This is a genomic window from Humibacillus sp. DSM 29435 (assembly GCF_001758225.1).
Classification (GTDB): Bacteria; Actinomycetota; Actinomycetes; order Actinomycetales; family Dermatophilaceae; genus DSM-29435.
In genome coordinates, this window is record NZ_MAST01000023.1 from 1 (window position 1) to 13,220 (window position 13,220).

A 13,220-nucleotide genomic window follows, 5' to 3' on the forward strand; every position below is an offset into this window, starting at 1 on the left:
CCCGCCACGGTCCGATCCCCGCGGTCGGATGCCGTCCCAGCTACGACCAAGCCCGCCACGGTCCGATTCCCGCGGTCCCAAACGCACGGACCCCACCGGCATCCAGCCGCGGTCCGATTCCCGTGGTCGGATGCCGTCCCAGCGACGACCAAGCCCGCCACGGTCCGATCCCCGCGCTCCCAGGTTCACGAACCCCACCGGCATCCCGCCACGGTCTGATTCCTGCGGTCCGATTTCCGTCGTCGGATGCCGTGCCTGTGTATGACGTCCGCGCCATCAGCGTCTCGTCGGTCACCATTCACTGCATGTCGAACTCCGTCACCCCGAGTGAGCCATTCAACGCATGCGGCTCAACCGGCTCCGGGCTCACGTCGTGGGAACTGCGTAAGCACTATCGCATGCTGTTTCGAGGGGTCTACGTCAGCCGCGAGACGCCGATCACCGTTCACCTGCTCGGTCAGGCGGCGCTCCTCGCGGTCGAGGCGGGCAGCCACCTCTCACATCACACGGCCGCGCAGCTCTGGGGCGCGGTCGTGCCTGATGATCCTTCAGTGCACGTCAGCTCGCGACGATCCCGAGCCCAGCGACCAGGCATCGCGGCGCATCGCGTGAAGGCCGGCCAACACGTCGTCACCCGGCGAGGACTCCGCCTGACATCGCCGGGTCAGACCTTTCTCGACCTCGCACACCTGCTGAACCTGGTCGACCTCGTCGTGCTCGGAGACTCCCTGGTCAAGGCCAACCGACTGAGTCCGGCCGACCTCGTGACCCTTGCTGCCGATCACCGCGGGCCACACTCCAAGCTCGCCCGTCGCGCGGCTGGTCTCGTTCGCTCCGGAGTTGACTCGGCAATGGAGACCCGACTGCGTCTGCTGATGATCTTCGGCGGACTACCCGAGCCCGAGGTCGACCACCGCGTCCATGCCGCCGACGGCAGCCTGCTCTACCGCTTCGACCTCTGCTACCTCCCTTGGCGACTGTTGGTCGAGTACGACGGCCGGCACCACGCGGCCGACGATCAGTGGCACTCCGACATCGCCCGCGACGAGCAGTTCGACTCCTGGGGGCTGCGTAAGATCGTCGTGGTTGCGGGTGACATCTACCGCACACCTGCCAACACCCTGACGCGGATCCGACACGCCATGCGTGAGCAGGGGATGCCGGTACCTCCTTTGTCCAACGAGTGGCGGCGGCACTTTCCGAGCCGCTCAGACGACCTGGCCGAGCCCGCCTAAACCCCGCCACGGTCCGATCCCTGCGGTCGGACACCGTCCCGACGACGACCAAGCCCGCCACGGTCCGATCCCTGCGGTCGGACACCGTCCCGACGACGACCAAGCCCGCCACGGTCCGATCCCTGCGGTCGGACACCGTCCCGACGACGACCAAGCCCGCCACGGTCCGATCCCTGCGGTCGGACACCGTCCCGACGACGACCAAGCCCGCCACGGTCCGATTCCCGCGGTCCGAGGCGCACGAACCCCGCCGGCATCCAGCCACGGTCCGATTCCTGCGGTCGGATGCCGTCCCAGCTACGACCAAGCCCGCCACGGTCCGATTCCTGCGGTCGGATGCCGTCCCAGCGACGACCAAGCCCGCCACGGTCCGATTCCCGCGGTCGGACACCGTCCCAGCGACGACCAAGCCCGCCACGGCCCGATCCCTGCGGTTCCAGGCACACGCACCCCCGCCGGCATCCAGCCACGGTCCGATTCCCGCGGTCGGATACCGTCCCGACGACGACCAAGCCCGCCACGGTCCGATTTCCGCGGTTCCAACCGCACGAAGCCCACCGGCATCCAGCCACGGTCCGATTCCCGCGGTCCGATCCCAGCGGTCGGATGCCGGTCGGACGGGTATGGAGCGGTGGTTAAGCCGGTCTCGTTGTCCGCTTGTGGCGAACAACTCGGAGACTTGAGCCCGCTGCGCTCAGGATGGGAACAGGAAAGCCGCCGACGTCGTTGGTCGGGATGTGCTCGTCCACAGCGCGCACCGATAGAATCGAGATATCTGCTCGATCAGTCAGGAGAAGAGCATGTTCGAAAGATTCACCGACCGGGCCCGGAGGGTGGTTGTCCTCGCGCAGGAGGAAGCACGCCTGCTCAACCACAACTACATCGGTACCGAGCACATCCTCCTGGGTCTGATCCACGAAGGCGAAGGCGTCGCCGCGAAGGCCCTCGAGTCGCTCGACATCTCGCTCGAAGCGGTCCGGGCCCAGGTGCAGGAGATCATCGGCCAGGGCCAGCAGGCCCCGACCGGTCACATCCCCTTCACGCCCCGCGCGAAGAAGGTGCTCGAGTACTCGCTGCGCGAGGCGCTGCAGCTCGGCCACAGCTACATCGGCACCGAGCACATCCTGCTCGGCCTCATCCGCGAGGGTGAAGGCGTCGCCGCGCAGGTGCTCGTCAAGCTCGGCGCCGAGCTGAACAAGGTGCGCCAGCAGGTCATCCAGCTGCTCTCGGGCTACCAGGGCGGCCAGACCGGCGAGAAGGCCGGTGCCGGAGTCGGCGCGGCCCAGGGCGAGGGCACCCCCGCGGGGTCGCTCGTGCTCGACCAGTTCGGCCGCAACCTCACGCAGGCGGCCCGCGAGGGCAAGCTCGACCCGGTCATCGGGCGTGAGAAGGAGATCGAGCGCGTCATGCAGGTGCTGAGCCGACGCACCAAGAACAACCCGGTGCTGATCGGTGAGCCGGGTGTCGGCAAGACCGCCGTCGTCGAGGGCCTGGCCCAGGACATCGTCAAGGGCGAGGTGCCCGAGACCCTCAAGGACAAGCAGCTCTACACACTCGACCTCGGTTCGCTCGTGGCCGGCAGCCGCTACCGCGGTGACTTCGAGGAGCGCCTGAAGAAGGTGCTCAAGGAGATCCGCACCCGCGGCGACATCATCATCTTCATCGACGAGATCCACACGCTCGTCGGGGCCGGCGCGGCCGAGGGTGCCATCGACGCAGCGAGCATCCTCAAGCCGATGCTTGCCCGCGGTGAGCTGCAGACGATCGGCGCGACGACGCTCGACGAGTACCGCAAGCACATCGAGAAGGACTCCGCCCTTGAGCGGCGCTTCCAGCCGATCCAGGTGGCCGAGCCCACGCTGCCGCACACCATCGAGATCCTCAAGGGCCTGCGTGACCGCTACGAGGCCCACCACCGCGTCACCATCACGGATGCCGCTCTCGTGGCGGCCGCCAACATGGCCGACCGTTACGTCAACGACCGTTTCCTGCCCGACAAGGCGATCGACCTCATCGACGAGGCGGGCGCGCGACTGCGCATCCGCCGGATGACCGCTCCGCCAGACCTGCGCGAGTTCGACGAGAAGATCGCCGTGCTCGTTCGCGAGAAGGAGTCGGCCATCGACGGCCAGGACTTCGAGCGCGCGGCCCGGGCCCGTGACGACGAGAAGCGCCTGCTGCGCGAGAAGTCCGAGCGCGAGGCGCAGTGGAAGTCGGGCGACATGGACGTCGTGGCCGAGGTCGACGAAGAGCTCATCGCCGAGGTTCTGGCGGCCAGCACCGGCATCCCGGTGTTCAAGCTGACCGAGGAGGAGAGCAGCCGCCTGCTGCACATGGAAGACGAGCTGCACAAGCGGATCATCGGTATGGACGAGGCCGTCAAGGGGCTCAGCCAGGCGATCCGTCGCACCCGTGCCGGCCTGAAAGACCCCCGTCGTCCCGGCGGCTCGTTCATCTTCGCCGGTCCGACCGGCGTGGGTAAGACCGAGCTGGCCAAGACGCTCGCCGAGTTCCTCTTCGGCAGCGAGGACGCCCTGATCCAGCTCGACATGTCGGAGTACTCCGAGAAGCACACGGTGAGCCGGCTGTTCGGCTCTCCTCCCGGCTACGTCGGCTACGAAGAGGGCGGCCAGCTCACCGAGAAGGTGCGGCGCAAGCCGTTCTCGGTCGTGCTCTTCGACGAGGTCGAGAAGGCCCACCCGGAGATCTTCAACTCGCTGCTGCAGGTGCTCGAAGACGGTCGCCTCACCGACTCTCAGGGCCGCATGGTCGACTTCAAGAACACGGTCATCATCATGACGACCAACCTCGGCACCAGAGACATCTCCAAGACCTCGCTCGGCTTCTCGGCCGGGCCCGACACCCTCTCCGACTACGAGCGGATGAAGGCCAAGGTCATCGACGAGCTGAAGCAGCACTTCCGGCCCGAGTTCCTCAACCGCGTCGACGACACCATCGTGTTCCCGCACCTCAACCGGTCCGAGATCACGCAGATCGTCGACCTGGAGATCGCCAAGCTCGACAAGCGGCTCAAGGACAAGGACATGGGGATCGACCTCACGCCCGCGGCCAAGGACCTGCTCGCCCGGCGCGGCTACGACCCCGTGCTCGGTGCGCGTCCGCTGCGTCGCACCATCCAGCGCGAGATCGAGGACGCCCTGTCGGAGAAGATCCTCTACGCGGAGTTCGTCTCGGGGCAGTACATCAAGGTCGACACCGAGGGCGAGGGCAAGGCGGAGAAGTTCACCTTCTCCGACATGGCCCACCCCGACTCGGCGCACCGGCCGTCCGACGACCTCGCCGAGATCGTCGACGGTCCCGCCCTCGACGACGCGCTCAGCGTGAACGTGACGAGCGGACCAGTTGTGCCTGACGACCGCTTCCCCGACAGCGCCATGGGTGGCGAGCGCTGACACCGAGGTAGGCAGGCGGACCGACCCGAAGGGGGCCGAGGACATCGTCCTCGGCCCCCTTCGGCGTGTTCCTTCACCTCGGATGCCGCAGAACCGTCATCCCGGGGTCGTACGCCGGTCGCACAGGAGCAGACCGTGGCCGGACGCGGCGGCCGGGCGGCGGCCACGAGAGTGGACGCCATGAGCAACCACATCAGCCCTGACTGTTCCGACGCCCGGATGCCGCTGGGCGCGACCGGTGCCCAACGGCATCCGAGCGCGTCAGCGACATCCACGCCGCTCGACCTCTTTGCCCGCAGCCTGGTCATGCGCTACGGCCGGGATGCGGCTGCTCCCCCCGCGCTCGGGGGGGTCGACCTGCGAATCACCGCAGGCGAGACGGTGGCCGTGATGGGCCCGTCCGGCTCGGGCAAGACGACGCTGCTGCACGTGCTCGCGGGCATCGCGGCACCGACCTCCGGCCAGGTGCTGTGGAAGGGGCTGGACGTGGCCCGGATGTCCGATCGCGACCGAACCTCGTTGCGCCGACGAGACTTCGGGTTCGTGTTCCAGCAGGGGATGCTGCTGCCCGAGCTGCCTGCCGTCGAGAACGTCGCCCTGCCCCTCATGATCGACGGAGCCCGCCGCGGTGAGGCGATGAAGCGGGCGCGGGCGTTGTTCGCTCCGCTCGGTCTCTCGGGTCTGGAGAGCCGGCGCCCGGGTGAGCTGTCGGGCGGGCAGGCCCAGCGCGTAGCCATCGCGCGAGCCCTGGTGGCCCGCCCCGGGGTGGTGTTCGCCGACGAGCCGACTGGCGCCCTCGACCAGACCACAAGCGCCGAGGTGATGGGTCACCTCACGGCGCTGCCCCGCCACTCGGGAGCCTCGCTCGTGCTGGTGACCCACGACGAGAACGTTGCCGCATGGTGTTCTCGCACGATCAGTCTGCGCGACGGGCTGCTGACCAGCGACGTGCGCCGTGCACCCGTCACAGCATCGACTGCAACCGGCGCGACCGGCGCAACCGGCGCAACCGGCCCGGCGGCCACGACGTTCTCCGGGCGCTCCTGATGAGGGCCGCGCTGCAGCTGGCCTGGAGCCTCCGATCGGCGGGGGCCCGCGAGAACCGGGTGCCCGGCCTGCTCGCGGTGCTCGCGTTCGCGGTGGCCACGGCGGCCCTGCTCGTGTGTCTCGGCGGGCTCGGGGCCTTCGAGGCGCGGGGCGCCGTCACTGAGTCGGGCAGCCGCTACCTGTCGGCGTCCGACGCGGCCCAGCTCGCCGATCTCTACGTCACCCTCGCCTGGATCGCCACGACGTGCATGGTCGTGCCGATCCTCACCCTCGGAGGCGTGGCGGCCCGCCTCGCGATCGCGCGACGGGACCAGCGCCTCGCAGCTCTACGCCTGGCGGGTGCGACGTCGGGGCAGGTGACGGTGATGACCCTGGCCGAGGCCGCCTTGCAGGCGCTGGTCGGCGCCGCGGCGGGAGTCGTGCTCTATGCCGTCTCCCTTCCCCTGGTCGCGAGGCTCACGTTCCAGGAGCGGCCGTTCGGCATCGGCGAGCTGGTGGTGCCGGCGTGGAAGCTGGCCGCGGTGCTGGTCGGTGTCGTGCTCGTGGCCGTCGTGTCGGGCCTGTCGAGCCTGGCCCGTGTGGTGATCAGCCCGCTGGGGGTCGCTGCTCGCACGAGTCCCAAACGACTCAGCGTGCTGCGGGTCGGTGTGGCTGTCGTCGCGTGTGTCGCCTGGGTGCTGGTCATCACCCCGATGAAGGCGCCGGAACGCGGTCTGATCGTGGTGCTGCTCGGTGCCGTCATCCTCGCGGTCAACGCCGTGGGCCCGTTCTTCGTCATGCTCGTCGGCAAGGTCATCGCCCGGTTCGCGCCCACGGCCACCACCTTGCTGGCGGCGCGGCGCATCGTCGACGACCCGAGGAGCACGTGGCGCGCGGTCGGCGCGTTGGGCCTGGCCATCGTCGTGGTCGGGTTCACCAGCGTGGTCAGCGCGGCCTCTCACGATGCGCCGGGTGACACCCTGGGGACCGACCTCGGCACGGGGGCGATGGTCACCCTGGCTGTCATCACCATCGTCGGGGCCACCTCGACCGGGGTGGTGCAGGCCGCTCGGGTGCTCGACCAGCGCGAGCAGTACCGCTCCCTCTCCCTCGCGGGCACCAGCCTGCGCACGCTGCACCGGGCCCGCACCGTCGAGATCGCCCTGCCGCTCGCGGTCACCATGCTGGTCTCGGCCGGGTTCGTGCTGGCGCTCGTGCTGCCGTTTGCCAGCGCCCTGAACGGCGGTCTCGTCGTGCGGTTCGCGGTAGCGGTGGCGGCTGCCGGTGCACTGACGTTCGCCTCGGTGCTGTCGTCGCGGTCACTGGTGCGCCAGGCTGCGCTGGCCGGGTGAACCCGTCAACTACGGTGGCACGGTGATCTTCGACGACCAGCACCCACTCCCGGATGCCGTGCAGCTGCCAGTCCGTTCGAGGAGTCGCCCACGCCGGGCCGGGGCCGTCGCTGCCGTCGCTGCCGTCGCCGCCGTTGGCCTGCTGGCGAGCGCGTGTTCGAGTGGCGACCCCGCCGTGGTGGCAACCACGGGGTCGACGAGCAGCCGACCCACCGCCGACGGAGCCACGGGGCCATCGGCCTCGACGCCGGCGACTGCCGGTTCCGCCGTCTCCGGGGCGCCCGCTGCGCTGACCGCACTTGTGGCCAAGCGCTACGGCGGAACGGTCCCCACCAAGGCAAGCGCAAAGACCGGAACCTGGTTCGGCACCCCGGTGGCGGTCGTCACCGCCGGCGACGACGTCACCCTCGCAGTCGGCCCGACCTGGCGGGTCGTGGGCGGCTGGTGGCCCTCGCTCGGCCAGAAGACGCCCGAGCTGGGAAAGGCCGGTCCGCGGTTCGTGCTCGCCATCGGCTCTGACGCTCGGAAGGGCCAGTCACTCGAACGCTCCCGTGCCGACGTGCTGCAGGTCATCGGCACCGACGGCAAGGGCGGCGGCGGTGTCATGGGCATGGCCCGAGACCTGTGGGTTCCCCTCAGCACCGGCGGTCGGGGAAAGATCAACTCCGCCATGGTCTTCGGTGGCCCGAAGGCCCAGCTCGCAACGGTGAAGAAGGTGACGGGCCTGCCCCTCGAAGGCTACGTCGTCATGGGGTTCTCGGGTTTCACCACGGTCGTCGACGACCTCGGTGGCATCCCGATCGTCGTGCCTCAGACCGTCGATGCCTCGCACGCCGACCTCGTCATCAAGAAGGGCCCACAGACGCTCAGCGGCAAACAGGCGCTCGCTTACGCCCGGGAACGAAAGACGCTGCCCGACGGCGACTTCGGCCGGTCCCGACACCAGGGCGAGATCATCCTGGCCGCAGCGGTCAAGGCGAAGCTGGCTGGCCCACAAGCGATCCCGGCCGCCTTCACGAGCTTCTCGAAGGTAGGCAAGACCAGCCTCTCGGCCGAGCAGATGCTCACCTACGCCGCCGGGCTCTACACCCTCAACCCTCTGCAGGTCGGGCGCGACGTGGCCAAGGGCGGCTTCGGCACGGCGAGCGGACAGTCGATCGTCATACTGGGCACGGAGGCAAAGAAGCTATTCACCTCCTTCCGCGACGGCAACCTGTCGTGACCGGCCAGGCCCCCGTGATCCGTCGCGCGCGCACCGCCGATATTCGCGGCATCCGTGCTCTCGTGGCTCCGCTGGCCGAGCAGCGCGTGCTCGTGGCCAAGGAGGCCGTCACCTACTACGAGAACGTGCCTGACTTCGTCGTCGCCGAGCTCGACGGCCGGCTGGTGGGCTGCGGAGCGTTGCACGTCATGTGGGAGGACCTCGCCGAGATCCGCACTCTGGCCGTGGCCCCTGAAGCGTTGGGCAGCGGCCTCGGGGGGCGCATCCTCGAGACGCTCGTCGGTGAGGCTCGCGCACTGGGGGTGCAGCGGCTCTTCTGTCTGACCTTCGAGACGCGGTTCTTCGAGCGGCACGGCTTCAAGGAGATCGAAGGCCAGGCGGTGTCGGGCGAGGTCTACGCCGAGCTGCTGCGCTCGTACGACGAGGGGGTGGCCGAGTTCCTCGACCTCGAGCGGGTCAAACCCAACACCCTCGGCAACCACCGGATGCTGCGCACGCTCTGAGCGGGGCGACGACTACTCCGGCGGCGGCAGCCGATGGGCGAGCTCGTGCAGCAGGGCATCGACCGCAGGCGACCTGGCCTGGAGCCGGGCGATGACGCTGAGCTCCCAGACGAGCGGCTCGGCCAACGGCACCGCCGTGACTCCGGCGGCGTCAGCCACCGTCTGCACCGGCACGACCGCGACGCCGAGACCGGCCGCCACGTAAGCCGGCACCGTCGACAGGTCAGGCACCTCGATCGTCACCCGACGGCGCATCCCGGCCGCCCGTAGCCATTCGTCGGCCACCGTGCGGGTGCCGAAACCCGTTGGCATCTCGACGAAGTCGTCATCGAGGAGGTCGGCGAACGAGACGACGGCATCGTCGGCACGGGGATGTCCGTCGGGCAACACCGCCACGAACGGCTGACGTCGCAGCAGCTGGTGGTGAACGCCCACGAGGTCAGCCACGGCGAGTCCGCAGAAGGCGACGTCGACCCGGGAGCGCCGCACGTCGTCGACGAGACCGGTCGACCCACGCGGCGAGGTTCGCATCACCAGCTCGACGCCCGGGTGGTGCCGGTGAAAGCTGCCGAACACGATGGGCAGCTCGAGCGACTCGAGATTGGTCAACAGTCCGACACGCAGCCGGCCCCGCACCTGGCCGTCAGCGAGAGCACCGAGGTGGCGCATCTCAGCGACGGCTTCAAGGGCCGCCCGGGCGTGGGGCAGCAGCTCCCGCCCGGCCGGGGTGAGTGAGACCTGCCGCGTCGACCGCTCGAAGAGCCGGGCCCCGGTCTGGCGCTCGAGGGCCCGGATGCCGGCCGACACGGTCGACTGCACCGCCTGCACGCGGTCCGCGGCCCGGGTGAAGCTGAGCTCGTCGGCGACGGCCACGAAGAACTCGAGGTGCCTGGTGTCCATGACGACATTATCCATCGGAAAAACCGTTCAATCAGCCTGATTGTCTTCGTTGGACTTGTTGAATCCTGAAGTGCACCATGGAAGGATGCACAGTGCGACAGAGCCCGGCCGGCTGCGGCCGGCGGTGACGGCACCGACGCCCGCGGCCAGAACGCACGGTCGTGGGTTCTGGGTCGTGGTGGCCGTGTTCGCCGTGCTGATGGCCTTCACCACGCTGCCCACGCCGCTCTACCCGCTCTACCAGCAGCGCGACGGGTTCCCGACCTTCGTCATCACGCTCATCTTCGCGGCCTACGGCTTCGGGGTGATGGCGGGGCTGTACCTGACCGGGCACGTGAGCGACTACCTTGGTCGACGCAAGGTCATCATGGCTGCCGCGTCGATGGAGCTGGCGAGCGCCATCATGTTCACGCTGCTCGCCGACACGACCAGCCTGCTCATCGCCCGCTTCCTCTGCGGCGTCGGCATCGGCGCCCTGACCGCCACCGCCACGGCCCACCTCTCCGAGCTCCGCTCGGTGGCGCGCCCGCGTGAGGACGGAAGCTTCGCCTCGACAGCGGCCGGCGTGGTGAACACCGGTGGGCTTGCACTCGGCCCGCTCCTGGCCGGCTTGCTGACCCAATGGCTCCCCGCTCCCCTCACCGTGCCGTTCGCCGTTTGGGTGGTGCTGATCGTCATCGCCCTGGTCGCAATGCTGTTCGTCCCCGAGACGGTGCCCGAAGACACCGTTCGACCCCCCTACCGGCCCCAACAGGTTCACATCGACGACTCAGCACGGCCAGTCTTCGCCGCGACGGCCGTGGCAGCAGCATCCGCCTTCTCGGTGCTCGGCGTGTTCACCTCATTGACGGCCAGCTTCGTCGGCGGCACGCTTCACCACCACTCACGGCTGTTGAGCGGAGCCATCGTCTTCGGCGTGCTCGGGGCGTCGGCACTCTCGCAGGTGTTGCTCGGCAGCCGGTCGGTGGGGCTTCGGCTGCGCACCGGGATGGCTCTGATGGCAACCGGTCTCGTACTCGTAGCCACCGCCAGCCTGAGTCAGTCACTCGTCCTGTTCGTGGTGGCAGGCGTGCTGGCCGGAGCCGGCGTCGGGCTGGTGTTCAACGTGGCCCTCGCCACCGCGGCGCGCGTCAGCTCCTCCGAGCACCGCGGCGGCACCCTGGCCGGCATGTTCCTCGCCGCCTACGCGGGTATTACGGTGCCGGTCATCGCAGCCGGGCTGGCCCTGACCTGGTTCCCGGCCGTCGGTGTGCTCGCCACCTTCGCACTCGTCGTGCTCGTGGCGGTACTGGTGTCGACGGGCCGCATGATCGCCCTCGACGGCCCCGGCGCCTCTCACGACTGAGCTCAGCCGGGCACGAAGTCGATTCGCGTCTCCGTTCGAGGCCACCCGGCATTGGCGAAAGCCCGGACCATCGGCCGGTTCGTCGTGTCGGTGTCGGCGATGAGCACGGTCGCACCGGCGTCGACGAGCGCCTCTGTCGCCAGTCTCACGAGCTCCGCCGCGTAGTGGTGACCCCGGTGCTCGCGAGCCACCCCGACGAAGAGCACGAAGGCCCGACCACCCGGCATGGCCAGGAACGACACCATGCCCACGACACGGCCTGCGTCGTCGTGGGCCAGACGAATGCAGTCGACCGGATCCGCCTCCAGCAGGTAGTCGAGAGCCTCGGCGCAGGCGGCGTCGAACCCGGCGCGATCGACCGTGGCGGCATCGTGCACGTCGAGCGTGCCGGCCATGGCGGCGCGGTGTACCGCCGCAAGCCGGGGGTCGGCGGCATCCGTCAGCTGCTCGAGTCGTAGTAGCGGTCGAAAACCAGCGGGCCCGCCCCTGTGGTCGGCCGTCGGGAACTCGTAGTGGCACCGTTCGACGAAGACCCGCCACCCGGCATCCGTGAGGGCATCAGTCGACGGGGCCACCCTGGCGTCGTGCGCTCCCGCGTCGGGAGGAGCGAAGACCGACACCTCCTGGAACCCGTGGCCGCGCGCCTCCCCTAGCGCCCAGTGCACGAGCCGGGCAGCCTCGTACGGGTCCGGAGGAAGGCTCATGACGTCGATGCCGAAGGGAGCACCCTGCTGGGAGCCGATGCCGGCGAGACCGCCTGTGACCTCGCCCGCCACGTTGCGGGCCGCCCACACCCACTTGGGCCGTCGTCGCCCCGAGCCGAACGCGTCGTCGAGGTGTCGCCGGGTGCGCAGCCGACGCTGAGTCGGCGAATCGAGGGGCGGAGCGAGCCCCGCGACGATACGCACTGCCTCCTCGACCGAGGTCGGCTGGAACAGATCGTTGTCACTTTGTTGGTCTGCCATCGGCGCCGAACGTAGACCCCGATGGCACTCCGCCGCCACGCAATTTCCGCGGGACAGCCACGCGAGGGGACCTGCCTACGGTGGCCGGGTGCTGGCAGAGCGGGCCGTCAGAGCAGCTGACTGCCGGTTGGGCTCGGAGCCGGTGAGGTGCGGACGCGTCGCGGGACCAAGGGGGTGAGTCCGCGAATATGCTTCCGGCATGAGGGTGGTCATTCCCGGAGGAACGGGTCAGGTCGGAGGGCTGCTTCGCCGCGCGCTGCACGATCGCGGCGACGAGGTCACGGTGCTGAGCCGTCGCCCGGAGGACCTGGAGCACGGTATCCGACATGTCGTTTGGGACGGCCGGACGCTCGGCCCCTGGGCCACCGAGCTCGACGGCGCCGACGCTGTCATCAACCTGGCGGGGCGCACGGTGAGCTGCCGCTACACCGATGCGAACCTGCGCCAGATGATGGACTCCCGCGTCGAGTCGACGAGGTTGGTCGGTGCGGCGATCGCCCGGGCTGCGCAGCCCCCGAAGGTCTGGCTGCAGATGAGTACCGCGACGATCTACGCTGACTCGCGCAGCCGAGGTGACGACCGGCCACACGACGAGGCCGACGGTGTCATCGGCGGTGAGGAACCCGGCGTTCCGCTCTACTGGGAGTACAGCGTGCGCATCGCGCGCCGGTGGGAGGAGGCGCAGGCACAGGCCGAGGTGCCGAGCACGCGTCGGGTGGCGTTGCGCACCGCCATGGTCATGACGCCCGACCGTGGCGGAGTCTTCGACTACCTGTCGTGGCTGGCCCGGCTCGGCCTCGGAGGGCCCGTGGCCGGCGGTGAGCAGTACGTCTCGTGGATCCACGGCGACGACTTCGTCCGCACAGTGGAGCTACTGCTCGACCGCGACGACCTCGCCGGCGCCTTCATCGTCGCAGCACCCGATCCGGTACCGCAACGACAGCTGATGCGCTCCCTTCGAGCAGCGTGGGGTGGGCGCCCCGGCCTGCCCGCCACCCGGCTCATGGCGCAGGTCGGGGCGTTCGCCCTGCGCACCGACACCGAACTGCTGCTCAAGAGCCGTCGCGTCGTGCCCACCCGGCTGCTCGATGCAGGGCTCACCTTCCGGCATCCGACCTGGGATGCCGCTGCCCACGATCTCGTCGCCCGGTCACGGAGACTGCACAGTCAAAAGTGAGGGGTCACCCTCAACGAACTAGCCTGATACGCATGCCGTCTCAGCCGAGGGTCGTGCTGCATGCGCTCAGTGTCGAGGATGC

Annotated in this window: 10 protein-coding genes; 8 read left to right on the top strand and 2 right to left on the bottom strand. The window is 69.4% G+C overall.

Translation table 11 applies throughout. The annotated features are described in order from the left end of the window. Nucleotides 1-398 precede the first annotated feature (398 nt). From BA895_RS13890 to BA895_RS13915, 6 genes are all read left to right on the top strand, one after another. Entirely contained in the window at nucleotides 399-1,235 is an 837-nt protein-coding gene (locus tag BA895_RS13890; RefSeq protein WP_254666472.1) for a hypothetical protein, read from the top strand. An 800-nt stretch (nucleotides 1,236-2,035) separates the two neighbouring features. Next, complete coding sequence (locus BA895_RS13895; protein ID WP_070192503.1) at nucleotides 2,036-4,648, top strand: ATP-dependent Clp protease ATP-binding subunit; 2,613 nt, start codon at nucleotides 2,036-2,038, stop codon at nucleotides 4,646-4,648. A gap of 180 nt (nucleotides 4,649-4,828) precedes the next feature. Further along, entirely contained in the window at nucleotides 4,829-5,695 is an 867-nt protein-coding gene (locus BA895_RS13900; RefSeq protein ID WP_083283355.1) for an ABC transporter ATP-binding protein, read from the top strand. Next, nucleotides 5,695-7,026: an FtsX-like permease family protein gene (locus tag BA895_RS13905; protein WP_070192504.1), complete on the top strand. Its 1,332-nt coding sequence runs from the start codon at nucleotides 5,695-5,697 to the stop codon at nucleotides 7,024-7,026. The genes BA895_RS13900 and BA895_RS13905 overlap by 1 nt, the downstream gene beginning before the upstream one ends. Nucleotides 7,027-7,048: 22 nt before the next feature. Next, a complete protein-coding gene (locus tag BA895_RS13910; protein ID WP_070192505.1) occupies nucleotides 7,049-8,248 on the top strand; it encodes an LCP family protein in 1,200 nt (399 codons plus the stop codon). Further along, on the top strand, nucleotides 8,245-8,751 hold the full coding sequence (locus tag BA895_RS13915) for an amino-acid N-acetyltransferase (protein ID WP_070192506.1): 507 nt from the start codon (nucleotides 8,245-8,247) through the stop codon (nucleotides 8,749-8,751). The genes BA895_RS13910 and BA895_RS13915 overlap by 4 nt, the downstream gene beginning before the upstream one ends. A gap of 12 nt (nucleotides 8,752-8,763) precedes the next feature. Here the strand turns inward: BA895_RS13915 and BA895_RS13920 are convergent, their stop codons facing one another. Continuing rightward, nucleotides 8,764-9,651 carry a LysR family transcriptional regulator gene (locus BA895_RS13920; protein ID WP_070192507.1) on the bottom strand — a complete coding sequence of 296 codons (888 nt, stop codon included), beginning with the start codon at nucleotides 9,649-9,651 and terminating at the stop codon, nucleotides 8,764-8,766. 85 nt (nucleotides 9,652-9,736) lie between these two features. On the opposite strand from BA895_RS13920, the gene BA895_RS13925 reads away from it, so the two are divergent. Continuing rightward, complete coding sequence (locus BA895_RS13925) at nucleotides 9,737-10,996, top strand: MFS transporter (protein ID WP_070192508.1); 1,260 nt, start codon at nucleotides 9,737-9,739, stop codon at nucleotides 10,994-10,996. A gap of 2 nt (nucleotides 10,997-10,998) precedes the next feature. Here BA895_RS13925 and BA895_RS13930 read toward each other — a convergent pair whose 3' ends face one another. After that, entirely contained in the window at nucleotides 10,999-11,961 is a 963-nt protein-coding gene (locus BA895_RS13930; RefSeq protein ID WP_070192509.1) for a GNAT family N-acetyltransferase, read from the bottom strand. A 199-nt stretch (nucleotides 11,962-12,160) separates the two neighbouring features. On the opposite strand from BA895_RS13930, the gene BA895_RS13935 reads away from it, so the two are divergent. After that, on the top strand, nucleotides 12,161-13,138 hold the full coding sequence (locus BA895_RS13935) for an epimerase (protein WP_070192510.1): 978 nt from the start codon (nucleotides 12,161-12,163) through the stop codon (nucleotides 13,136-13,138). Nucleotides 13,139-13,220: the final 82 nt, after the last annotated feature.